This is a genomic window from Pandoraea commovens (genome assembly GCF_902459615.1).
Lineage (GTDB): Bacteria > Pseudomonadota > Gammaproteobacteria > Burkholderiales > Burkholderiaceae > Pandoraea > Pandoraea commovens.
Window position 1 is genome coordinate 148373 of the sequence record NZ_CABPSA010000010.1, and the last position, 22804, is coordinate 171176.

General features: G+C 60.9%; 20 protein-coding genes. 16 read left to right on the forward strand and 4 right to left on the reverse strand.

All coding sequences use genetic code 11. The features are described 5' to 3' along the window. Window positions 1-69: 69 nt before the first annotated feature. The 3 genes from PCO31010_RS23605 to map form a co-directional block, all read right to left on the reverse strand. Complete coding sequence (locus PCO31010_RS23605) at window positions 70-2049, reverse strand: pseudouridine synthase (protein WP_150666397.1); 1980 nt, start codon at window positions 2047-2049, stop codon at window positions 70-72. Continuing rightward, window positions 2046-4610 carry a [protein-PII] uridylyltransferase gene (locus PCO31010_RS23610; RefSeq protein WP_150666398.1) on the reverse strand — a complete coding sequence of 855 codons (2565 nt, stop codon included), beginning with the start codon at window positions 4608-4610 and terminating at the stop codon, window positions 2046-2048. The genes PCO31010_RS23605 and PCO31010_RS23610 overlap by 4 nt, the downstream gene beginning before the upstream one ends. 138 nt (window positions 4611-4748) lie before the next feature. Continuing rightward, window positions 4749-5576 (reverse strand): type I methionyl aminopeptidase, encoded by an 828-nt coding sequence (map, locus tag PCO31010_RS23615; protein ID WP_150666399.1) that lies wholly within the window; start codon window positions 5574-5576, stop codon window positions 4749-4751. Between the two features lie 529 nt (window positions 5577-6105). Between map and rpsB the strand changes: the two genes are divergently transcribed. From rpsB to PCO31010_RS23695, 16 genes are all read left to right on the forward strand, one after another. Continuing rightward, a complete protein-coding gene (gene rpsB, locus PCO31010_RS23620) occupies window positions 6106-6855 on the forward strand; it encodes a 30S ribosomal protein S2 (protein ID WP_039398738.1) in 750 nt (249 codons plus the stop codon). A gap of 154 nt (window positions 6856-7009) precedes the next feature. Then, entirely contained in the window at window positions 7010-7891 is an 882-nt protein-coding gene (tsf, locus tag PCO31010_RS23625) for a translation elongation factor Ts (RefSeq protein WP_150666400.1), read from the forward strand. Between the two features lie 98 nt (window positions 7892-7989). After that, window positions 7990-8703: a UMP kinase gene (gene pyrH, locus PCO31010_RS23630; RefSeq protein ID WP_039398734.1), complete on the forward strand. Its 714-nt coding sequence runs from the start codon at window positions 7990-7992 to the stop codon at window positions 8701-8703. Window positions 8704-8787: 84 nt separating this feature from the next. Beyond that, window positions 8788-9348, forward strand: a complete 561-nt coding sequence (frr, locus tag PCO31010_RS23635) for a ribosome recycling factor (RefSeq protein WP_150666401.1) — start codon at window positions 8788-8790, stop codon at window positions 9346-9348. Window positions 9349-9412: 64 nt separating this feature from the next. After that, the gene (gene uppS, locus PCO31010_RS23640) at window positions 9413-10195 is read left to right on the forward strand and encodes a polyprenyl diphosphate synthase (RefSeq protein WP_150666402.1); all 783 of its coding nucleotides are present in this window, start codon (window positions 9413-9415) and stop codon (window positions 10193-10195) included. After that, window positions 10195-11004: a phosphatidate cytidylyltransferase gene (locus tag PCO31010_RS23645; RefSeq protein WP_150666403.1), complete on the forward strand. Its 810-nt coding sequence runs from the start codon at window positions 10195-10197 to the stop codon at window positions 11002-11004. Before uppS ends, PCO31010_RS23645 begins: the two co-directional genes overlap by 1 nt. 2 nt (window positions 11005-11006) lie before the next feature. Continuing rightward, window positions 11007-12206, forward strand: a complete 1200-nt coding sequence (gene ispC / locus PCO31010_RS23650; protein WP_150666404.1) for a 1-deoxy-D-xylulose-5-phosphate reductoisomerase — start codon at window positions 11007-11009, stop codon at window positions 12204-12206. A gap of 42 nt (window positions 12207-12248) precedes the next feature. Continuing rightward, a complete protein-coding gene (gene rseP / locus PCO31010_RS23655) occupies window positions 12249-13640 on the forward strand; it encodes an RIP metalloprotease RseP (protein WP_150666405.1) in 1392 nt (463 codons plus the stop codon). A gap of 73 nt (window positions 13641-13713) precedes the next feature. After that, complete coding sequence (gene bamA / locus PCO31010_RS23660; RefSeq protein WP_174985097.1) at window positions 13714-16017, forward strand: outer membrane protein assembly factor BamA; 2304 nt, start codon at window positions 13714-13716, stop codon at window positions 16015-16017. Between the two features lie 52 nt (window positions 16018-16069). Further along, entirely contained in the window at window positions 16070-16606 is a 537-nt protein-coding gene (locus tag PCO31010_RS23665; RefSeq protein WP_373275379.1) for an OmpH/Skp family outer membrane protein, read from the forward strand. A 14-nt stretch (window positions 16607-16620) separates the two neighbouring features. Next, complete coding sequence (gene lpxD, locus PCO31010_RS23670; protein WP_150666407.1) at window positions 16621-17700, forward strand: UDP-3-O-(3-hydroxymyristoyl)glucosamine N-acyltransferase; 1080 nt, start codon at window positions 16621-16623, stop codon at window positions 17698-17700. Beyond that, window positions 17697-18155 carry a 3-hydroxyacyl-ACP dehydratase FabZ gene (gene fabZ, locus PCO31010_RS23675; RefSeq protein ID WP_039398720.1) on the forward strand — a complete coding sequence of 153 codons (459 nt, stop codon included), beginning with the start codon at window positions 17697-17699 and terminating at the stop codon, window positions 18153-18155. Before lpxD ends, fabZ begins: the two co-directional genes overlap by 4 nt. Window positions 18156-18172: 17 nt before the next feature. Then, a complete protein-coding gene (lpxA, locus tag PCO31010_RS23680) occupies window positions 18173-18964 on the forward strand; it encodes an acyl-ACP--UDP-N-acetylglucosamine O-acyltransferase (RefSeq protein WP_150666408.1) in 792 nt (263 codons plus the stop codon). A 3-nt stretch (window positions 18965-18967) separates the two neighbouring features. After that, window positions 18968-20143 (forward strand): lipid-A-disaccharide synthase, encoded by a 1176-nt coding sequence (gene lpxB, locus PCO31010_RS23685; protein WP_174985100.1) that lies wholly within the window; start codon window positions 18968-18970, stop codon window positions 20141-20143. Between the two features lie 110 nt (window positions 20144-20253). Next, complete coding sequence (gene rnhB, locus PCO31010_RS23690; protein ID WP_246184754.1) at window positions 20254-20889, forward strand: ribonuclease HII; 636 nt, start codon at window positions 20254-20256, stop codon at window positions 20887-20889. Continuing rightward, complete coding sequence (locus PCO31010_RS23695) at window positions 20886-21665, forward strand: TrmH family RNA methyltransferase (protein ID WP_150666410.1); 780 nt, start codon at window positions 20886-20888, stop codon at window positions 21663-21665. The genes rnhB and PCO31010_RS23695 overlap by 4 nt, the downstream gene beginning before the upstream one ends. A gap of 87 nt (window positions 21666-21752) precedes the next feature. On the opposite strand, the gene ppsR is transcribed toward PCO31010_RS23695, so the two are convergent. After that, window positions 21753-22643 carry a posphoenolpyruvate synthetase regulatory kinase/phosphorylase PpsR gene (gene ppsR / locus PCO31010_RS23700; protein ID WP_150666411.1) on the reverse strand — a complete coding sequence of 297 codons (891 nt, stop codon included), beginning with the start codon at window positions 22641-22643 and terminating at the stop codon, window positions 21753-21755. Between the last annotated feature and the right edge of the window lie 161 nt (window positions 22644-22804).

Consider the following 22804-nt stretch of genomic DNA (forward strand, 5'->3'; position numbering starts at 1 on the left):
GACGACACAAAAAAAGCCCGCCGAGATGGCGGGCTTTTTCATGGGTGCGATGGGTGAAGCGTCGCCGAATCAGAACCCTTCGCCAGCGCGCAGGTAACGCCATTCGCCCACGGGCAGGTTACCCAGGGTGATTTGTCCCATGCGGACTCGCTTGAGGCCCGTGACGTGCAAACCGACCAGTTCGCACATGCGGCGAATCTGACGCTTCTTGCCTTCCTTGAGCACGAAGCGAAGTTGCTCCGGGTTCTGCCAGTCGACCTGTGCGGGCTTGAGCGGTTGGTCGTCAAGCTCAAGTCCATGACGCAGCAGCGCCAGGCGATCGGCCGGGAAATGCGCCTGCACGTTTTGCGAGTGCTCGTTATACGAGACACGCACGAGATACTCTTTCTCGATGTCCGAATCCTCGCCGATCAACTGCTTGGCAATGCGGCCATCCTGTGTGAGGACGAGCAGACCCGTCGAGTCGATGTCGAGGCGTCCGGCAGGTGCCAGGCTGCGCAAATGCGACGGCGAGAAGCGCACACCCGCGTCGTCTTCTGCCCAGTGATGCTCGCTGGTCACCAGCACGACAGCGGGATCGTAGCCGTCTTCCGCCTGACCCGACACGTAACCCACCGGCTTGTGCAGCAGGATCGTGACACGATTGGCCTGCTCCTTCTGTGCGGCCTGCACGACGGTGATTTCCTGCGTGGGCAGAATCTTCGTGCCCAGCTCCTTCACTACCTTGCCGTCGACACGGACCCAGCCCTTGGCGATCCATTCGTCCGCTTCGCGACGCGAGCACAGACCGAGTTCCGACATCCGCTTGGACAAACGCAGCGAGCCAGCGGCATCGTGGTGGATCTTGATATCGTCGTCATCGTCGTCGCGCTCAACTCGCGGTGCACGCGAGGGGCGTGCGGCGCGGTTCGCCTGATTGTCGCGATCGTCGCGTGAGAAGCGGCCACGCGGTGCCCCTTCGTTAGTGCGACGCGGACGGTCCTCATCGAAGCGACGCGGTGCACGATCATCGAAGTCACGCTTGGCAGGACGGGCGAAGTCGCCACGTGCGCCACCTTCGGTGTTGCGACGCGGGCGGTCTTCGTCAACGCGACGCGGTGCACGATTGTCGAAGTCGCGCTTCACCGGACGGGCGAAATCGCCACGTGCGCCACCTTCGGTATTGCGACGCGGGCGGTCTTCGTCAACGCGACGCGGCGCACGATTATCGAAGTCACGCTTCACCGGACGAGCGAAATCGCCACGTGCACCACCTTCGGTGTTGCGACGCGGGCGGTCTTCGTCAAAGCGACGCGGGGCGCGGTCATCGAAGTCACGCTTCGGACGTGCGAAGTCACCACGTGCGCCACCTTCGGTGTTGCGACGCGGGCGGTCTTCGTCAAAGCGACGCGGGGCGCGATCATCGAAGTCACGCTTCGGACGTGCGAAGTCACCACGTGCACCACTTTCGGTATTGCGACGCGGACGGTCCTCGTCAAGGCGGCGAGGCGCGCGATCATTGAAGCCGCCACGTGCACCACCTTCGGTGTTGCGACGCGGGCGGTCTTCGTCAAAGCGACGCGGTGCACGATTGTCGAAGTCGCGCTTCACCGGACGGGCGAAGTCGCCACGTGCGCCACCTTCGGAGTTGCGACGCGGACGGTCCTCATCGAAGCGACGGGGTGCGCGATCATCGAAGTCACGACGTGCGCGGGATTCGTCGTCGAAACGGGCAGGGCGTGCACCGGCGACGCGCTCGCGCTGACCGCGTGCCGGCGGGCGTTCACCCATCGGACGCTTTTCGTAGGGCGCGCCGCCACCTGCGGGCTTGCGCGGCGCCGTGCCGCTGCCGGCCGGGCGACGAGCGCCACCGGGCGTCGCGTTATCGTCCACCGGACGCGGACGAGCCGGTTTCCCGGCAGGCTTCTTCGCGCCGCTGGCGTCGAGCATCGACGCGGGCACTGACTTGGTCGGACGGCGCAATGCGCCAGCCGAGCGCACCGGGGAGCGCGTCTTGTCGAGGGTGCGGGGGTGTTTGGCGCTCAGTTTGGCGCGCGGGGTATCGCTCATGGTTCCAATGCTTCGAGTAATTCGGTCTCGACGGCAATTTGCAGGCGACTATCCTGCAAACGGCTGCCGTCGAGGAGGAACGTGTCTTCGACACGTTCGCCGAGGGTATTGATGCGGGCGGTTCGCACGCTGACGCCGTGACGCGCAAGCACGCGAGCGACCGCATAAAGCAAACCGGTGCGGTCGTTGGCCGACACCGATAGCAAGTAGTACTGGCCACGTTCGTCGGGCCAAAGATCGACACGAGGCGTGACCGGAAAGCTGCGCGAGCGGCGCGGCAGACGCCCCTTGCTCGGTTCTGCCAGAGGCTCTTCCCGTGTGAGCAACGACACCAGCTCGCTTTCCACCAGATTGATGATGTCGCGATAACTGGTGTCGAGGCCCGGGTCGGTCAGCAGGAAGCTGTCGAGCGCGAAGCCCTGGCTGGTGGTGTGCACTTTTGCGTCAAGAATCGACAGTCCCTTGCGCTCGAAGTAGCCACAAATACGCGCGAACAGATCGACCTGATCGCGCACATAGACCAACACCTGCAACCCTTCGCCGATGGGCGACGGACGCGCCTTGACGATGGGCGATGCACTGTCGACATGTCGCCACAGATGGCGCGTTTGCCACGCCACGTCCGCCGGATCGTTGCGCAGAAAATACGCGACGTCCAACGTGTTCCAGAGCGCTTCCTGTGCGCGCTCCGGCACCGTGTACAGGCGCAGCAATCCGAGCGCTTCTTCCTTGCGCGTCTTCAGCTGTGCGTGCGGGTCCGGATTGGCGCCGCCCAGCACCTGCAACGTCAGACGATAAAGGTCTTCGAGCAGCTTGCCTTTCCATGCGTTCCAGACTTTCGGGCTGGTGCCGCGAATGTCTGCCACGGTGAGTAGGTAAAGCGCGGTCAGGCGACGCTCGTTTTCCACTTTTTCCGCAAAACGTCGGATGACTTCGGGATCGGTGGTGTCCTGCTTCTGCGCCACGGTGCTCATCGTCAGATGTTCGCCGACCAGCCAGACGATCAGATCGGTGTCTTCCTTCGAGATGCCGTGACGTGTGCAGAAGGTGCGCGCGTCGACCATGCCGAGCGTCGAGTGGTCACCGCCGCGGCCTTTCGCAATATCGTGGAAGAGGGCGGCGATCGTCAGCACCCACGGACGGTCGAAGTTCGCGATCAACTGACTGCAGAACGGATACTCGTGCGTGTGCTCCGCGACCGCGAAACGGCGAATATTACGCACGACCATCAGAATGTGCTGATCGACGGTGTACACGTGATACAGGTCGTGCTGCATCTGCCCGACCACGCGACGGAAGTTGATCAGGTACCGGCCCAGCACACTGGTCTGGTTCATCAGCCGCAATGCATGCGTGATGCCCTGCGGTTGCTGCAAAATATCGAGGAAAGTACGACGGTTCTCAGGGTCCGCACGCCACTGTCCGTTCATGAGTTCGCGCGCGTTGTAGAGCGCCCGCAGGGTTCGGGCGGACAATCCTTTTACCCCGACGACCTGCTCGTAAAGCAGGAACGTTTCGAGAATCGCATTCGGATGGCGTGTGTACAGTTCGTCGTCGACGATCTCGATCATCCCTTGCTTCTCGACGAAGCGCTCGTTGATCACGCGAGTGACGCCGCTAGTCTGCGGGAACAGCCGGGCTTCAACGTTCAGCAGCAGCACTGTATTGAGCTGCGAGACCGCCTTTGCAGCCCAGTAATAGCGCCGCATGAGTTGCTCACTGGCGCGCTTCGTCGTTGTGGCGTCGAAGCCGAGACTTTGCGCAAGGGCCGTCTGAAGGTCGAATACCAGCACGTCCTGCCGACGGCGTGCCAGCAAATGGAGTCGCGCTCGCAAACCCTTCAGGAATTGCTCGTTTCGGCGCAGCTCCTTGAGTTCGCGATCCGTCAGCAGATCGCGCGTGGACAGCTCAGCCCAGCTATTGCCGAGCCCAGCTGCCTTCGTCATCCACAGAATCACTTGCAGGTCGCGCAAGCCGCCCGGGCTTTCCTTGCAGTTCGGCTCCAGGCTGTACGGCGTGTCCTGATACTTCGCGTGGCGCTGACGGATCTCGAGTTGCTTGCTGCGAAAGAACGCGAGCGGATCGAGGTCGTCGGCGAAACGTGCTTGGAATTCGTCAAACAGCGCTTGATTGCCGGTGAGCAGACGCGCCTCCAGCAGGCTCGTTTGCACCGTGATGTCGGCCTGTGCTTCCGAGATGCACTCGTCGACGGTGCGCACCGATGAACCGATCTCGACCCCGATATCCCAGAGAAATCCGATGAACGGCTCGACGTGCGACGTCAGCGCCTCGCCATCGGTGCCCGAATGCAGCAACAGAATGTCCACGTCCGAATACGGATACAGCTCGCCGCGTCCGTAACCGCCGACCGCCACGAGCGCGAAGTCGTCCGGCATCCGGTACTCGGCCCACGCATCGCGCATGGCCTGATCGACGGCGTGGCATAAACCATGCAGAAGCCCGTCGATCTTGCCGTTTGCGACAAATCGTTCGACGAGTTCGGCCTTGCGGTCCTTGAGGGCCTGACGTAGCGGAGAAGGGGCGTGTGCACGTGCGTGCATGGCGGCTTCCAGGGAGTGGATAAACGAGTCAGGCCCGGCAACGCGTTGCGAAGTGCTGCGAGGCCGGGCCGGGCGGCCGCCAGAGTTGCCGACGGCCGGACGTTACTGCTTCGTTGGAGTCTGACGGTTCTTATGTTGTTAGGCTGCTGCTGCGAACGACGTGACGTACGACGAGCCCGGCGGCGGTGCGGGCGTCTGGGCCGAATGCGTCAGCACCTCGTGGCCCGTCTCCGTCACAAGCACGGTGTGTTCCCACTGGGCTGACAGGCTACGATCTCGCGTTTTGACGGTCCATTGATCCGGCATCGTCCGAATTTCGCGCTTGCCAGCGTTGATCATCGGTTCAATGGTGAAGATCATGCCGACCTGCAATTCCAGGCCAGTGCCCTGGCGTCCGTAGTGCAGGATTTGCGGATCTTCGTGGAACACCTGACCGATCCCGTGCCCGCAATATTCGCGCACGACGCTGTAGCCCTGCGCATCGGCGTGTGTCTGGATCGCCTGACCGATGTCGCCAAGATGCGCGCCCGGACGCACCTGGTTGATGCCAAGCCACATGCACTCATAGGTGACTTGTGCCAGACGTTTGGCCAGGATCGTGCCATCGCCGACGATGAACATGCGGCTCGTGTCGCCGAAGTAGCCGTCCTTGATGACAGTGATGTCGATGTTCAGCGCGTCACCGTTTTTGAGCACTTTGTCACCCGGAATGCCATGGCAGATCACGTCATTGACCGAGATACAGGTGGCTTTGGGGTAGGGCGGATAGCCGGGCGGCTGGTAGTTCAGCGGGGCAGGGACGGTGCCCTGTTCCTTAATCATGAATTCGTGGCAGAGGCGGTCGAGCTCCCCGGTGGTGACGCCGGCGCGCACGTGCGGCGTAATGAAATCGAGCACTTCGCTGGCCAGGCGGCAAGCGACGCGCATCATTTCAATGTCGTGGGCATTTTTGAGAGTGATGGCCATTGCGGAATCGGGCAAATTGCGGAAACAGTGACGCATTATCGCACCAATGGAGGGTTTTGGCCGGGTTTTGCCCTTGTCCGGCGTGGATTTCGGAGCATTCCGACGAGGGATTTCCGCGGTTCCGATGGCGTCGTCGGAGGCGATGTCGAACCGCCCGGTATGCCGCGCAAACCGGGCATTTGGGGTCTGTCATCGCAAGTTCACGAGCCTCTTGAGTGATGGCCCGGTGCAATGCTATAATCTCGGGCTAAGTCGAGGACGAGTTGTCAATATGCTCAAGGGTTTCCCCTTGGTTTTTTGTGCGATTCGCCGGAGTTTTGGGGTGTTTAGCCCCAAGTTGGTGCCTAAAAGCGCCGAATTCGGTGATTCGCCGGGCAACGATCTGTCTTCTCGGCTTAGAAATTTTGAAATCGCGGGCCGGCGCACCCAGGGTGCCCGATCTTCGCAGGCGGGTCATGCAAAGCTGTATGGCAGTCTGACGAAACGGGTACGGCAGCCGGTCTAAGACCTAACCCTCACGGAGAATCACATGTCTGTCACGATGCGTCAGATGCTGGAAGCGGGCGTCCACTTTGGTCACCAAACCCGTTTCTGGAACCCCAAGATGGCCCCCTATATCTTCGGCCATCGCAACAAGATTCACATCATCAACCTCGAAAAGACGTTGCCGATGTACCAGGACGCGCTGAAGTACGTGCGTCAACTGGCAGCAAACCGCGGCACGATCCTGTTCGTGGGCACGAAGCGTCAGGCGCGTGACATCGTGGCGGAAGCCGCAGCACGTGCCGGCATGCCTTACGTCAACAACCGTTGGCTGGGCGGCATGCTGACGAACTTCAAGACGCTGAAGTCGTCGATCAAGAAGCTCAAGGACATGGAGCAGGCTCTGGAAGCCGGCGAGCAAGAGCGCATGAGCAAGAAGGAAGCGCTGCTGTTCGATCGCGAAATGGCCAAGCTGCAAAAGTCGATCGGTGGCGTGAAGGAAATGGGCGGCATGCCCGACGCCATCTTCGTCGTCGACGTCGGCTACCACAAGATCGCCATCACGGAAGCCAACAAGCTGGGCATTCCGGTGATCGCCGTGGTCGATACGAACCACTCGCCGGAAGGTGTGGATTACGTGATCCCGGGTAACGACGACTCGAGCAAGGCTGTCGAGCTGTACGTGCAAGGCGTTGCTGACGCAATCCTCGAAGGCCGTGCAAACGCCGTCAAGGAAGTCGTCGAAGCCGTTCGCGGCGAAGGCGACGAGTTCGTCGAAGTGAACGAAGAGGCGTAAGCGGCCACCGCTGCGTAACAAAAGGGGCTGCTTGTGGCGCCCCTTTTTTTTAGTCCGATTTCCCCGCGTTGGGTGAGTGGGGCGCCAAGGGCGGGCAGTGAGGCCGCTCTTGTGAAACCCTCTCCCGACTGATTCGATATACAGGAGTAACGATATGCCGGCAATTACTGCAGCAATGGTGGGCGAACTGCGCGCCAAGACCGATGCGCCGATGATGGAATGCAAGAAGGCGCTGACCGAAGCCGACGGCGACATGGTCCGTGCTGAAGAAATCCTGCGTGTCAAGCTGGGTAGCAAGGCCAGCAAGGCTGCAAGCCGTATCACGGCTGAAGGCGTGATCTCGGCTTACATCGATGGCGGCAAGGGTGCCGTGGTTGAAATCAACTGCGAAACCGACTTCGTCTCGAAGAACGACGACTTCCTGAAGTTCGCAGAAGACGTCGCCAAGCTGGTCGCCGAGAATAACCCGGCCGACGTCGCTGCTCTGTCGGCGCTGCCCCTCGACGGCAAGACCGTTGATGGCATCCGTACCGACCTGATCGGCAAGATCGGCGAAAACATGACGATTCGTCGCTTCCAGCGTTACGAAACGTCGGGCAAGCTGGCATCGTACCTGCACGGCACGCGTATCGGCGTGATCGTCGAGTACGAAGGTGCTGACGCAGAAGTGGGCAAGAACGTCGCGATGCACATCGCTGCCATGAAGCCGGTCGCCGTGTCGGGCGATCAGGTCGCGGCAGATCTGATCGAGAAGGAACGCAAGGTTGCCGCCGAGAAGGCCGCCGAATCGGGCAAGCCGGCCGAGATCGTCGCCAAGATGGTGGAAGGCAGCGTGCAGAAGTTCCTGAAGGAAGTCTCGCTGTTCAACCAGACGTACGTGAAGGACGACAAGGCAACCGTCGAGCAGATGCTCAAGGCCAACAACACCACGGTCAAGGGGTTCACCATGTTCGTGGTCGGCGAAGGCATCGAGAAGAAGCAAGACGACTTCGCTGCTGAAGTCGCTGCTCAAGTGGCCGCTGCCAAGCAGTCGTAATTCGCGCAGTACCGTAGTATCCGGGGGCGGCGGTGTCGTCCCCGTTGTTTCATCCAGAATACCCCAACAGTGCCCGACCAGACTTCTTAAGGACCGCCATGTCTACTCCTTACAAACGCGTACTTCTCAAGCTCTCTGGTGAAGCCCTCATGGGTGACGATTCGTTCGGCATCAACCGCGCAACCATCGAACGGATGGTTGGCGACATTGCCGAAGTCGTTCGCCTGGGCACGCAATTGGCCGTCGTGATCGGCGGTGGCAATATTTTCCGGGGTGTGGCAGGCGGTGCCGCAGGTATGGACCGCGCGACGGCCGACTACATGGGCATGCTCGCCACGATGATGAACGCCCTGGCGCTGCAGGACGCAATGCGTCACGCTGGCATCGAAGCGCGTGTGCAATCCGCGCTGCGTATGGACCAGGTCGTTGAGCCGTATATCCGCCCCCGCGCGATTCGTCAGCTCGAAGAGGGTAAAGTCGTGATCTTCGCCGCTGGCACGGGCAACCCGTTCTTCACGACCGACACGGCCGCTGCGCTGCGTGGCTCGGAAGTCGGTGCCGAAGTCGTGCTCAAGGCGACCAAGGTCGACGGCGTGTACTCGGCCGACCCGAAGAAGGTTCCGGACGCAGTGAAGTACTCGACCATCAGCTTCGACGAGGCGATCTCGAAGAACCTGCAGGTCATGGACGCGACGGCTTTCGCGCTGTGCCGCGATCAGAAGATGCCGGTGCGCGTTTTCTCGATCGTGAAGCCGGGCGCGCTCAAGCACGTCATCCTCGGCGAAGACGAGGGAACGCTCGTCCACGTTTGAGTTCAAATTGCGGCGTCCGCGCGCGTTGGCGCGTCGACGCCGTATCATTTATGTTTGCGTAACAATTTAGGTTTGGAGGTTGCCATGAGCGTTGCTGACGTCAAGAAGAATGTCGAGCAGAAGATGAAGAGCTCGATCGAGTCGTTCAAGAACAACCTGGCGAAGATTCGTACCGGCCGCGCGCACGTTGGCCTGCTCGATCACGTCCAGGTCGATTATTACGGTTCGATGGTACCCATCTCTCAAGTGGCCAACGTGACGCTCGTCGATGCTCGTACGATCGGCGTGCAAGCGTGGGAAAAGAGCATGGTCCAGAAGGTCGAAAAGGCCATTCGCGAGTCGGATCTGGGTCTGAACCCGGCCACGCAGGGCGATATCATTCGTGTGCCGATGCCCCAACTGACCGAAGAGCGTCGTCGTGAAATGACGAAGCTGGTCAAGTCGGAAGGCGAAAACGCCAAGGTTGCCGTGCGTAACCTGCGCCGCGACGCGAACGAGCAGCTCAAGAAGATGGTGAAGGACAAGGAGATTTCTGAAGACGACGAGCGCCGTGGTGGCGACGATGTCCAGAAGTTCACCGACAAGTTCGTCGCCGAAATCGACGAGTTGGTGAAGGTGAAGGACGCCGAGATCATGACGGTTTAAGTGCTCACGGCACTTACCGCTCAATCTCCGCAGACTTCCGCGCCCGACTCCGCGCCGTAACTCAATGGGTTTTCTCAGCTCTACGCTTTCTGCTCGTGAGACAGCGAGCATCCCGCGCCACGTTGCCATCGTCATGGACGGCAACGGGCGTTGGGCTACCAGTCGTAAATTGCCTCGCGTTGCGGGGCACAAGCGTGGTGTTGACGCCGTGCGTGAAGCGGTGACGGCATGTGCCGAGCTTGGCGTCGAGTACCTGACTCTGTTCGCGTTCAGTTCCGAGAACTGGCGTCGTCCGCAGGATGAAGTCTCGACGCTCATGCAGCTTTTCATTCTTGCGCTCGAGCGCGAGGTGGGGAAGCTGCATAGCAACGGCATCCGTCTTCGCGTCATTGGTGCGCTCGAAGCGTTCGAGCCGCGCATTCAGGAACTCGTCAGGCGTGCGGAAGAGCGTACGCAGGACAATAAAGGTCTCACGTTGACCATCGCCGCGAATTACGGTGGGCGGTGGGATATTCTCCAGGCAGCTCAGAAGCTCGCCGCTGTGCGTGTTGCGCAGGGTGGGGCTGCCGCGCTCGATGCATCGTTTTCGGAAGACGATCTCGCGCCCTATCTGAGCATGGCCTATGCGCCGGAGCCGGATCTCTTTATCCGCACCGGTGGCGATCAGCGCGTCAGTAATTTTCTGCTTTGGCAACTGGCGTACACTGAACTGTATTTCACCGAAGAATTCTGGCCGGACTTCAACGCCAATACGCTTAAGCGGGCAGTCGCCGAGTTTCAGCAGCGCGAACGCCGTTTCGGCCGTACCAGCGCGCAAGTCCAGAACCCCTCGGGACAATCCGCCTGATGCTCAAGACACGCGTTATTACCGCTGTCGTACTTCTCGCCATCCTTTTGCCCGTGATCTTCGTCGGTACGCCGGCGCAGTTCGCGTTGCTCGCGGCCGCGATCGTTGCGGCTGCCGGGTGGGAGTGGGGGCGCCTGGTCGGCCTGAACGGCACGGGCGCCGTTTTTTATGGCGCGTTGGCTCTGCTGGGTGTCGGGTTGACCTGGGCGGGTGGCTGGACGCTGTCGTCGATCTGGCTCAAGCCGGCCGCCGTCTTCTGGATTCTCGCTGGACCCTATACCCTTGCACGTAAGCCCGCGACGCAAGGCGCGTGGCGTGGTCTATTGCTGGTGGCGGGGCCGGTATTGCTGATTGCTGCCTGGCAGGCGCTTTGCCTCGCGCGTGAGCGCGGCGTCGCCTTCCTGTTGTCGGTGCTTGTGATTGTCTGGCTCGCCGACACCGGCGCTTATTTCGCCGGGCGTGCTTTCGGCAAACGCAAGCTCGCACCGTCCATCAGCCCCGGAAAGTCGTGGGAGGGTGCCATCGGCGGATGGCTGCTGGTCCTCGTGATTGCCGCGGCAGTGCTCGCCAGCGGATTGCAGGCGCCGACTATCGTTTCTCATCTCGCCAGCACGTTGGGCCTCGCACTCGGCGCATTGGCGTTGACCGTGCTGGTGGCTTTCTCGGTCGTGGGCGATCTGTTCGAATCTCAACTCAAGCGGCAAGCCGGCGTGAAGGATTCCAGCGCGCTGCTGCCCGGTCATGGCGGTGTGCTCGATCGAATCGATGCGCTGCTCCCGGTGCTCCCGCTGGCTATGCTCTTCGTCTGATCATGTCGCAACGTCTTTCCATTCTCGGCTCCACTGGCTCCATCGGCGTTAGCACGCTCGATGTCGTGGGGCGTCATCCGGATCGCTTCTCGGTCTACGCGCTGTCGGCGCACCGTAATCTCGATCGTCTTTTTGAGCAGTGTGTTGCCCATCGTCCGCAAGTGGCGGTCGTGGCCGACGCGGATGGCGCACGCGCGCTGTCGGCGCGTCTGGCCGAGGCAGGCCTGAAGATCGACGTGATGTACGGTCCGCAAGCGCTGATCGAAATCGCCGAGGCCGGCGAAGTCACAATGGTCGTGGCGGCCATCGTGGGTGCTGCAGGTCTGCAATCGACGCTTGCTGCGGCACGCGCAGGCAAGCGCATTCTGTTGGCGAACAAAGAGTCGCTGGTGCTTTCCGGTGCGCTGTTCATGGCGACAGCCGAACGCGCCGGCGCCACGTTGCTGCCGCTCGATAGCGAGCACAACGCCATTTTCCAATGCTTGCCGCAAGTTGCAGGCGAGAGCCGTATTTCGACGCGTGGTGTCGAGAAACTGGTGCTGACCGCTTCGGGCGGCCCGTTCCGCGAGCGCGAACTGGCGTCACTCGAGAACGTGACGCCGGACGAGGCATGCGCACATCCGAACTGGGTGATGGGGCGCAAGATCTCGGTGGATTCGGCGAGCATGATGAACAAGGGTCTTGAAGTCATCGAGGCGCACTGGCTGTTCAATATGCCGCCGGAGAAGATCGAGGTACTGATCCATCCGCAAAGCGTGATTCACTCGATGGTCACGTACACCGACGGTTCGACACTGGCGCAGCTCGGCAACCCCGATATGCGCACGCCGATCGCTCACGCGCTGGCATTTCCGGACCGGGTGACGTCTGGTGTTGCCGGGCTGAATCTGGCTGACATCGGCAAGCTGACGTTCGAAGCGCCGGATCTGCGCCGTTTCCCGTGTTTGCGTCTGGCGTTCGACACGCTGCATCGCGGCGGTACGGCGGGTGCCTTGCTCAATGCATCCAACGAAGTGGCCGTGGCGGCGTTCCTGGAAGGACGCATCCGTTTCACCGCGATTGCGCAGGTGGTCGAGCGCGTACTCGACACGGTCGCCGTCGGTGAGGCTACCTCGCTCGAGGTCGTGCTTGAAGCCGATCGTCGTGCCCGCGAACTGGCGACGGAGATTGTTGCCGGTTTGCCTGCACCAGCGCGTTCCTGACGCCGCTGCCCATGTCGTAATTTCCCCGGGGCTCGTTCGCTCATGAATCTGCTGACCACGTTGCTAGCGTTCGCCGTCGCCATTGGTGTTCTGGTGGTGTTCCATGAGTTAGGCCACTACACGGTCGCAAGGCTTTGCGGCGTGAAGGTTCTGCGCTTCTCCGTGGGCTTCGGGATGCCGCTCCTCAAATGGACGATGGGGCGTGACCGCACCGAATGGACGGTCTGCGCATTGCCGCTCGGCGGTTACGTGCGCATGCTCGACGAGCGCGACGAAACGCAGATCGTCGCCCCGGAAGACCGGGCGCGGGCGTTCAATCAAAAGTCTGTCTACAAGCGTTTCGCCATTGTGGCGGCCGGTCCGGTCGCCAACTTCCTCCTAGCCATTGCCCTCTATGCGAGCCTGAATCTTGCTGGCGTGACGGAGCCTGTCGCGCGAATCGCGCCGCCGGCGGCCGGCACACTCGCGGCCCGTGCAGGGCTGTCCGGCGGCGAACTGATCACCGGGGTGCGGGAAAACGGCAGAAGTCCCGATGAGGCCGTTGGCGAGGAAGCGGCTGTGCGCTCCTGGGAAGATCTTCGCTGGCGTCTGGTCGACCCGATGATAGACGGACAGCGAGTCACGCTGGTGGCGCGCACGCGCGACGGCCGTGCGGAATACACGCTGGATGCGGCCGGGCAGCATTTCGATGCGGACGGCGAACAGGACTTCATGCAGCGTCTGGGCCTGGTGCCTTCGGCGCGTGTCAAGGTAGGGCAGATCATCGCGGGCGGTGCTGCGGGACTTGCCGGGTTACGCGTGGGCGACGAGATTACGGCGGTGGACGGCACTCCCGTGACCTCGGCAAAGGCACTTGTCGATGCCGTTCGCGCCCACCCTGGCAAGCCGATGACCCTGACGGTGCGTCGGGACGGCAGCCCTCGAAACGTCACGCTGACGCCTAATGTGGAAGTCGATTCGGCAACGGCGGGAGGTGAGCGCGTGGGCAAGATCGGCGCCGCGCTGGCCAGTCAGGTCGATTCGGTGACTGTCCGCTACGGGCTGTTCGAGGCGATTGGCCGCGGGGCGCAGCGCACATGGGACGTGACGGCATTCAGCGTGCGCATGTTTGGGAAGATGATCACCGGGCAGGCGTCGCTCAAGAATCTGAGCGGTCCGGTGACGATTGCGGATTACGCAGGGCGTTCGGCTCGGCTCGGTCTGGATTATTTCATCGCCTTTCTGGCGCTTGTCAGCATTAGCCTCGGCGTATTGAATCTATTGCCGATTCCGGTTTTGGACGGTGGCTATCTGTTATATTATGCGGTCGAAGCGATTACCGGTCGGGCAGTTTCCGAACGGTGGCAGGGCGCGCTGCAACGAGTGGGCATCGTTTGCATCCTTGCGCTCTCTGCCGTAGCACTTTTCAACGACCTGTCGAAGTTGTTGCACTAGGACAGCGTCACGTGCCTGCCGGTCGCAGGCAAATCCGAGTTTTTACGATTCAATTGTTTCTTGGGGAAGCAAGTTGTCGAATAAATACCACCTTGTTCCGAAGACCCTGGTGATTGCGGTTCTGGCGGCACACAGTTTCCTGGCACGGGCCGTCGAGCCGTTTGTGGTCAAGGATATCCGAGTGGAGGGCTTGCAGCGTATTGAACCCGGTACCGTCTTCTCGTACCTCCCGGTCAAACCCGGTGACAAGTTCAACGATGATAAGGGCACCGAAGCAATTCGTGCCCTTTATGCCACGGGCCTGTTCTCGGACGTGAGCGTCGAAGCGCAAGGCAGCGTGCTGGTGGTGCACGTCAACGAGCGTCCCGCAATTGCTTCCATCGACTTCCTCGGCATCAAGGAATTCGACAAAGACGGTCTGAAGAAGGCATTGCGCTCGGTCGGCCTGACCGAAGGTCGCACCTTCGACCGCAACCTGCTCGACAAGTCTGAGCAAGAACTCAAGCGTCAATACCTTACGCGCGGTTACTACGCTGCTGAGGTCAAGACGACGATCACGCCGCTCGAGCGCAATCGCGTGGGCATCCAGTTCGCCGTGACGGAAGGCCCCAAGGCGACGATTCAGCAGATCAACTTCGTGGGCAACAAGGCCTTCTCGTCGTCGGACCTGACGGCCGAGATGGAACTGGGCACGCCGAACTGGCTGTCGTGGTACTCGAAGAACGACCTGTACTCGAAGGACAAGCTCACGGGCGATCTGGAAAAGCTGCGTTCGTTCTATCTGAATCGCGGTTATCTGGAATTCAACATCGACTCCACCGACGTCTCGATCACGCCGGACAAGGACGAGATGTTCCTCACGATCAACATCCACGAGGGCGAGCCCTACAAGGTGTCGGACGTCAAGCTGACGGGCGAAATGCTCGGCAAGCAGGACGACATCCAGAAGCTCATTCAACTCAAGGCTGGCGATACCTTCTCGGCGGCCAAGCTGCAAGCCAGCACGAAAGCTATCTCCGATCTGTTGGGCAACTACGGTTTCGCATTTGCGAACGTGAACGCCCAGCCGAACATCGACCGTAACAACCACACCGTCGCGCTGAATCTGACGATTGATCCGGGCCGTCGTGTGTACGTGCGCAAGATCAACATCGTGGGCAACTCGCGTACGCGTGACGAAGTGATTCGCCGCGAACTGCGTCAGCTCGAAAGCTCGTGGTACGACGCCGACCGCCTGAAGCTGTCGCAGGACCGTATCAACCGTCTGGGTTACTTCACCGACGTGAACGTGACGACCGAGCCGGTGGCCGGTTCGAACGACCAGGTCGACCTCCAGGTGAAGGTGGAAGAAAAGCCGACGGGTACGATCAACGTCGGTGCCGGTTTCTCCTCGACCGACAAGGTGGTGTTGCAGGCGGGTGTCAGTCAGGACAACGTGTTCGGCTCGGGTACGTCGCTGTCCGTGAACGTGAACACCGGTAAGACGTACCGTACGTTGGCCGTCACGCAAGTCGACCCGTATTTCACGGTTGACGGTGTGAGCCGGATTACCGACATCTACTACCGTACGTATCAGCCGCTGCTGCTGACGAGCGATTCGGATTTCCGTATCAATACGCTCGGTGGCAACCTGAAGTTCGGCGTGCCGTTCTCGGAAGTGGACACGGTCTTCTTCGGTCTGGGCTTCGAGCAGACGCGTCTGCACCTGACGAGCGACGGCACGACGCCGCAACGCTACATCGACTATGCGAACCAGTTCGGTTACGTCAGCAACAACTATCCGCTGACGGTGGGCTGGTCGCGCGACTCGCGTGACAGCGCGCTGATCCCGAACCGCGGTCACTACCAACAGGCGAACATCGAAATCGGTACGCCGATCGGAACGACCAAGTACTTCCGCGCGTACTACCAGCACCAGTACTACTACCCGGTGAGCCGCGGCTTCACGCTGGCGCTGAACGGCGAAGTCGGTTATGGCCACGGTATGGGCGGTCAGCCGTTCCCGATTTTCAAGAACTACTTCGCGGGCGGTATCGGTTCGGTGCGTGGTTATGAGCCGAGCTCGCTGGGTCCGAAGGATACCAACGGCGAACCGTTGGGGGGTGCATCGAAGCTGATCGGTAACGTCGAACTGACGTTCCCGCTGCCGGGCACGGGTTACGATCGTACGCTGCGTATCTTTACGTTCTTCGACGGCGGTAACGTGTTCGATAACGGCCAGGCGATTACCTTCAATAACCTGCGCTATTCTTACGGTTTCGGTCTGTCGTGGATTTCGCCGATTGGCCCGCTCAAGCTCTCGATGGGCTTCCCGCTCGTCAAGAAGACGGGCGACCAGTATCAGAAATTCCAGTTCCAGGTCGGTACGTCGTTCTAATAACGGCAGATCGACCGGTTCCGATCGTTTCATCGTTGTAAGGGGTAATACATTGAACGGTATCCGTAAGCATTGCCTTCGCGGCGTCGCCGCGGCGTTGCTGGCCGGTGCGGCTTTCGCTGCCACGGCTCAGGATGCGCGCATCGCCGCTGTGAATTCGGATCGCATTTTGCGCGATTCCACGCCGGCCAAGGCCGCACAAGCCAAACTTGAGGCCGAGTTCTCCACGCGAGACAAGGCGCTGCAAGACATGGCCCAACGTCTCAAGGCGATGTCGGACAAGCTCGACAAGGACAATCCGACGTTGAGCGACGCCGAGCGCGCCAAGCGTCAGCGTGATCTGGCCGCCGCCGACACCGAATTTCAGCGCAAGCAACGCGAGTTCCGTGAAGACCTTAACCAGCGTCGTAACGAAGAACTTGCGGCTGTGCTCGATCGCGCGAACCGCGTCATCAAGCAGATTGCCGAGACGGAAAAGTACGATCTGATCGTGCAAGAAGCGGTCTACGTCAGCCCGCGTATCGACATTACGGACAAGGTGCTCAAGACGCTGAACGCAAGTTCGGGTGGCGGCACTAGCGGCAAGTGACGGGCGGGCATTCCATGTCGGGATCGTCGTCCACCCCATCCGTCACGCTAGCCCAACTGGTCGCACGCTTTGGCGGCGAGCTGGTGGGCGATGGCAACGTTGCCGTGGAAGGCCTGGCGCCGCTTGATCGCGCGGGTGTAAAGCAACTGGCCTTCCTGTCCAATCCGCTTTATCTCGCAGAAGTGCCCAACTCGGGTGCGGCTGCTGTCATTCTCTCCAAAGCCGACTTCGACAAGCTGCCTTCGCACGAAGGCCGTGCGTGGATCGTCGCGCCGAATCCGTATGCGTACTTCGCCCGCGTGGCGCAGATGTTCGCCGACGCGGCGACACCGGTACCGCCTGCTGGCGTCCATCCGAGTGCCGTCGTCGATGCGACTGCCGTCGTGCCGGCCTCATGCGTGATCGGACCGAACGTCGTGATCGAAGCGGGCGTGCGTTTAGGCGAGCGTGTCCGTCTGATGGCGAATGTGTTCGTCGGCCGAGGCACGACGCTGGGTGACGATGTGCTCGTCTATCCGAACGCCACGCTGTATCACACGAGTGTGATCGGTGCGCGTTGCGTGATTCACGCGGGCACCGTCATCGGGTCGGACGGTTTCGGTTTTGCGCCCGATTTCTCCGCGACGGGCGGCGAATGGGTGAAGATTCCGCAGGTGGGGCGTGCGGTGATCGAAGATGACGTCGAGATCGGCGCGTCGACCACCATCGACCGTGGTGCCATGGCGGATACCGTCATTGAGCGCGGCTGCAAGATCGACAATCAGGTGCAGATCGCACACAACGTGCGTGTCGGCGCCTTTACGGTCATTGCGGCATGCACCGGTATTGCCGGAAGCAGCACGATCGGTAAATTCTGCATGTTGGGCGGCAATGTCGGCATCGCGGGCCATGTGACGCTTGGCGACAAGGTCATCGTGACCGCAAAGTCGGGGGTATCGAAATCGATTCCCGGGCCGGGCACTTACACCAGCGCGTTTCCGGCCATCCCGAACGCCGAATGGAATAAAAACGCGGCGATCATGCGCAATCTGGACAAGATGCGCGACCGCGTGCGTCAACTTGAAGCGAAGGTCAAGGACCTGCAAGACAAATGAGCGAGACCACTATTACTATCGACATCCACAAGATCATGAAGCTGCTGCCACATCGGTATCCGATGCTGATGGTGGATCGCGTGATCGGACTGGAGCCGCACAAGAACATCAAGGTCATCAAGAACGTCACGATCAATGAGCCGTACTTCACCGGTCATTACCCGCAGCGTCCGGTGATGCCGGGTGTGCTGATCGTTGAAGCGTTGGCGCAGGCCGCAGCGTTGCTCACCTTCTCGGAAGAGGCGGTGCACGACGAAAACACGCTCTATTATTTCGTGGGTATCGAGAACGTACGCTTCAAGCGTCCGGTCGAACCGGGTGATCAGCTCATTCTCTCGGTCGATTTCATCAGCCACAAGCGCGGCTTTTATAAGTTCAAGGGTGAGGCAACGGTGGACGGCAAGCTGGCTGCCGAAGCCGAGTTCATGTGCATGGTCAAGAAGAACGGCGAATAACCGGAACTGAGACGCTCATGACGAACATTCATTCCACTGCCGTCGTCGATCCGAAGGCGCAACTGGCGGCCGACGTTGTTGTCGGTCCGTACGCGATTGTCGGCCCGAACGTGACGGTCGGCGCGGGTACGCAGATTCTTGCGCATACGGTGATCGACGGTCATACGACGCTGGGCGAGGGCAACAAGATTGGCCCGTTCGCATCGGTCGGCGGCAGTCCGCAGGATATGAAGTACGCGGGCGAGCCGACCAAGCTCATCATCGGCGACCGCAATACGATTCGCGAATTCACGACCATCCACACCGGTACGGTGCAAGATGGTGGCCTGACGAGTGTCGGCAACGACAACTGGATCATGGCTTACGTGCATATCGCGCACGATTGCCATGTCGGTAATCACACGGTGTTTTCGAGCAATGCGCAGTTGGCGGGCCATGTCCATGTCGACGACTGGGCCATCATCGGCGGTATGACCGGTGTGCATCAGTTCGTGCGTATCGGTGCTCACTCGATGGTGGGCGGTGCGTCGGTGCTGGTGCAGGACGTGCCGTCGTTCGTGATCGCTTCGGGTGACCGAGCGGTGCCGTACGGCATCAACGTCGAAGGGTTGCGTCGTCGCGGTTTTTCCGCCGATGCAATCACGGCACTGCGCCACGCGTACAAGCTGCTCTACAAGAGTGGGTTGACGTTGGACGAAGCCAAGGTGCAGATCGAAGCCTTCGGCAATGCCGGCGCTCCGGACGTCTTCGAGGCGGTGCGCGCACTGCTCGATTTCCTCAACGCAAGCACGCGCGGTATCGTGCGCTGACCTATGTCGCCGACCCTTCCCGGCGCCGGCCAGCGAACCCTGGCGATGGTGGCCGGGGAGCTGTCAGGCGATCTCATTGCCGGCAACGTGCTTGCCGGTCTCAAGCAGAGTCTTCCGGCCGACATCGCATACGCGGGTGTCGGCGGTCCGCATATGGCGGAAGAGGGCTTCGACGCCTATTGGCCGATCGACAAGCTCTCCGTCATGGGCTATGTCGAAGTCATCAAGCATCTGCGCGAAATCCTCTCGATTCGAAAGCAACTGCGCCAGCGCTGGCTGGCGGAAAAGCCGGTCGCGTTCGTCGGCTTCGATGCACCGGACTTCAACTTCGATCTCGAAATCAAGCTGCGTGAAGCGGGCATTCCGACGATTCACTTCGTGAGCCCGTCGATCTGGGCGTGGCGTGGCGGACGTATCAAGAAGATCAAGCGCGCCGTCGACCACATGCTGTGTCTGTTTCCGTTCGAGCCCGAGATCTATCACCGCGCCGGAATCGACGCCACGTTCGTCGGTCATCCGATGGCGGACAAGATTCCGATGGTGCCCGACGTCGCAGGGGCGCGCGCCACATTGGGGCTTCAGGGCGACGGGCCTGTCGTTGCGATTCTGCCGGGCAGCCGTACGTCTGAAGTGCAGCGTCTCACGCCGGTGTTTTTCGCGGCGATGCGTCTGCTGGCCAAACGAGAGCCGTCGATTCGATTCGTCCTGCCGGTTGCAACGCCCCGTCTGCGCGTGCTGATGCAGCCGATTTTCGATGCCCACAGCGACCTCAATCTGACGGTGATCGACGGACGTGCGCCGCTGGCATTGGAAGCCGCAGACAGCGTGCTTCTTGCAAGCGGGACAGCAACGCTGGAGGCTGCGCTGTACAAAAAGCCGATGGTGATCTCATACAAGGTGCCCTGGCTGACGGCGCAGATCATGAAGCGTCAGGGCTATTTGCCTTACGTCGGCTTGCCGAACATTCTTTGCGGCGAGTTCGTCGTGCCGGAGCTGTTGCAGCATTTCGCAACGCCCGAAGCGCTGGCCGATGCCGTCTGGCAGCAATTGACCGATCCGGCGCTGCGCGCATCGCTGCAAGCGCGTTTTACGAAGATTCACGAGGAATTGCGTCAGAACACGGCGGCGCGTTCGGCGGAAGTCATCGAGCGGGTACTACGCGAAAAGGGGCGGTTATGACGGGCGACGTGAAAGTGCGTCGGACGACGCGCAAAACTGCCGTGAGCGATAGCGTAACGTCACCCGCCGTGAAGCCGCGAACGCGTACGGCGAAAGCTCCGCCTCCGCAGATGGCGTTCGATCTGTTCGCGGATATCGCCGCCGATCTGACCTGCGGTGTGGACGAGGTCGGTCGCGGACCGCTGGCCGGTCCGGTCGTGACAGCGGCGGTGATTCTCGACCCGTCGCGTCCGATCAAAGGGCTGGCCGATTCGAAGAAGCTCACGGCACTTCGTCGCGAGGCGCTTTACGAGGAAATCGTCGAGCGCTCGCTGGCATTTTGCATTGCCGAGGCGAGCGTCGCGGAAATCGATTCCCTGAATATCCTTCACGCGACGATGCTTGCCATGCAGCGCGCGGTGAATGGTCTTTCGCGTGTGCCGGCATTGGCGCTTATCGATGGCAATCGGTGCCCCGTGTTGCCGATGCGTGCCGAAGCCGTGATCAAGGGGGACGACAAGGTGCCCGCGATTTCGGCGGCGTCGATTCTGGCGAAAGTCACACGTGACCGTCAGTTGGCGGCACTTCACGAAGAGTTTCCGCAGTACGGTTTCGACGAGCACGTCGGATACGGTACGCCTAAGCACCTCGAAGCGCTACGCACGCATGGGCCGAGTCCGCATCATCGCCAGTCGTTTGCGCCTGTGCGCGAATCGTTTGAAATTTTCGGCACGTTGACAGTGTCACGCGTGGTCCGTACGTCATGAAGCTCATCAGTTCCAAAGACAATCCCTTCTATAAGCGCCTGAAGCTACTCGCGCAGTCGAACCAGCAGCGCCGCAAGCTGGGGCAGACGCTGCTCGAAGGCGTGCATCTTGCCGATGCTTATCTCGGTGCGCTGGGACAACCGCTCGTTTGCGTGGCGGCAGAATCGGCGTTGGATAACGACGAAGTCGCGCAGATTTGGGCGCGGGTCGAGGCGGATCGGCGCGTGTGTTTGCCCGAGGCGTTGTTCGAGCCGTTGTCGACGCTGGTCAACGGGGTGTCGCTGCTCTTCGTGGTGGAGATGCCTTCGGGGCGTCTGCCGGCGTCGCAGACGACGGATTGCGTGATTCTCGATGCCGTGCAGGACGCCGGTAACGTAGGTTCGATCCTGCGCAGCGCGGCGGCCGCAGGCGTGCGCGACGTCTACTGCATGTCGGGCACGGCGCTTACGTGGTCCAGCAAGGTGTTGCGCTCGGGCATGGGGGCGCATTTTTCGTTGAACATCGTCGAGCATTGCACGCCGGATTCGCTGGCACCGCGCCTGTCGGTGCCGTTGCTGGCGACAAGCCTGCAAGCAAGTACGTCGCTTTACGAACAGGATTTGCGTAGTCCGGTGGCGTGGGTGTTCGGCAACGAAGGGGCGGGCGTGTCGCCCCATTGGCTCGAACGTGTGCAGACGCCGATCCGCATTCCTCAGCCGGGCGGGATGGAGTCGTTGAACGTCGCAGCGTGCGCCGCCATTTGCTTATTTGAAGCGGTGCGACAGCGGTTGTCGTAGTCACCCGGTGCAAAAAAAAGGGACGCTTATGCGTCCCTTTTGCGTTGCCATCGTCGTGAATGGATCTCAGGCGGGCGTCGGTCGAGTTTAATAAACGTCGCGCTCCAGCTTGATTTCCTGAAGGATCGTCGTCGCGATTTCTTCAATCGACTTGTGCGTCGACGAGAGCCACTTGATCCCTTCGCGACGCATCATCGCCTCGGCTTCGTTGACCTCGTAGCGGCAGTTTTCGAGCGACGCATACTTGCTGCCCGGACGACGCTCGTTGCGGATTTCCGAAAGCCGTTGCGGATCGATGGAAAGTCCGAAAATCTTTTCTTTGTACTGGTCGAGCGTGGAGGGCAGTTTCTCTCGCTCGAAATCGTCCGGGATCAGCGGATAGTTGGCCGCCTTCACGCCGTACTGCATGGCGAGATAGAGCGTCGTCGGCGTCTTGCCGCTGCGCGACACGCCCACGAGAATCACGTCGGCGCTTTGCAGATTCTTGTTGGACTGACCGTCGTCGTGGGCGAGCGAGAAGTTCACCGCCTCGATCCGGTTCTTGTACGCTTCGCTGTCGGCGTTCTGGTGCACGCGGCCGATGGCATGCATCGACTTGAGATTGAGTTCCTGCTCCAGCGGCTCGATAAACGTCTGGAACATGTCGAGAATCACGCCCTGGCAATTGCGCAGGATCTCGTTGGCCCTGGCGTCCACCAACGTGCTGAAAATGATCGGACGAACGTTTTCGGTCCGATACATTTCATTGATGCGTTGGGCGGTTTCATAGGCTTTATCGACGGAATCCACGAACGGAACGCGAATCTGACGGAAACGCATCTCGAATTGCGCGAGGATCGAATGCGCAAACGTTTCGGCCGTAATCCCTGTGCCATCGGAGACGATGAAGACGGGCCGTGCGGCAACCGGTTTGACCGGCGCGGCGGGGGCCTCAGGGGCGGGTGCAGGGGAATTTCCGGGAGTGATGGCGTCGCTCATGCGCAGAATCGCAAAATGGTGCATTGCACGGTAGAATAGCGGCAACTTGTTGGATAAGCAATTGCGCGGCCATCGCGCTCGGTTCCATGTCAGCCCCGTCTGACGGGGCGCTCCGGGAAATGACGGTGGTTCGATGCAGGACGTCGGGCGCTAGCCCCTGG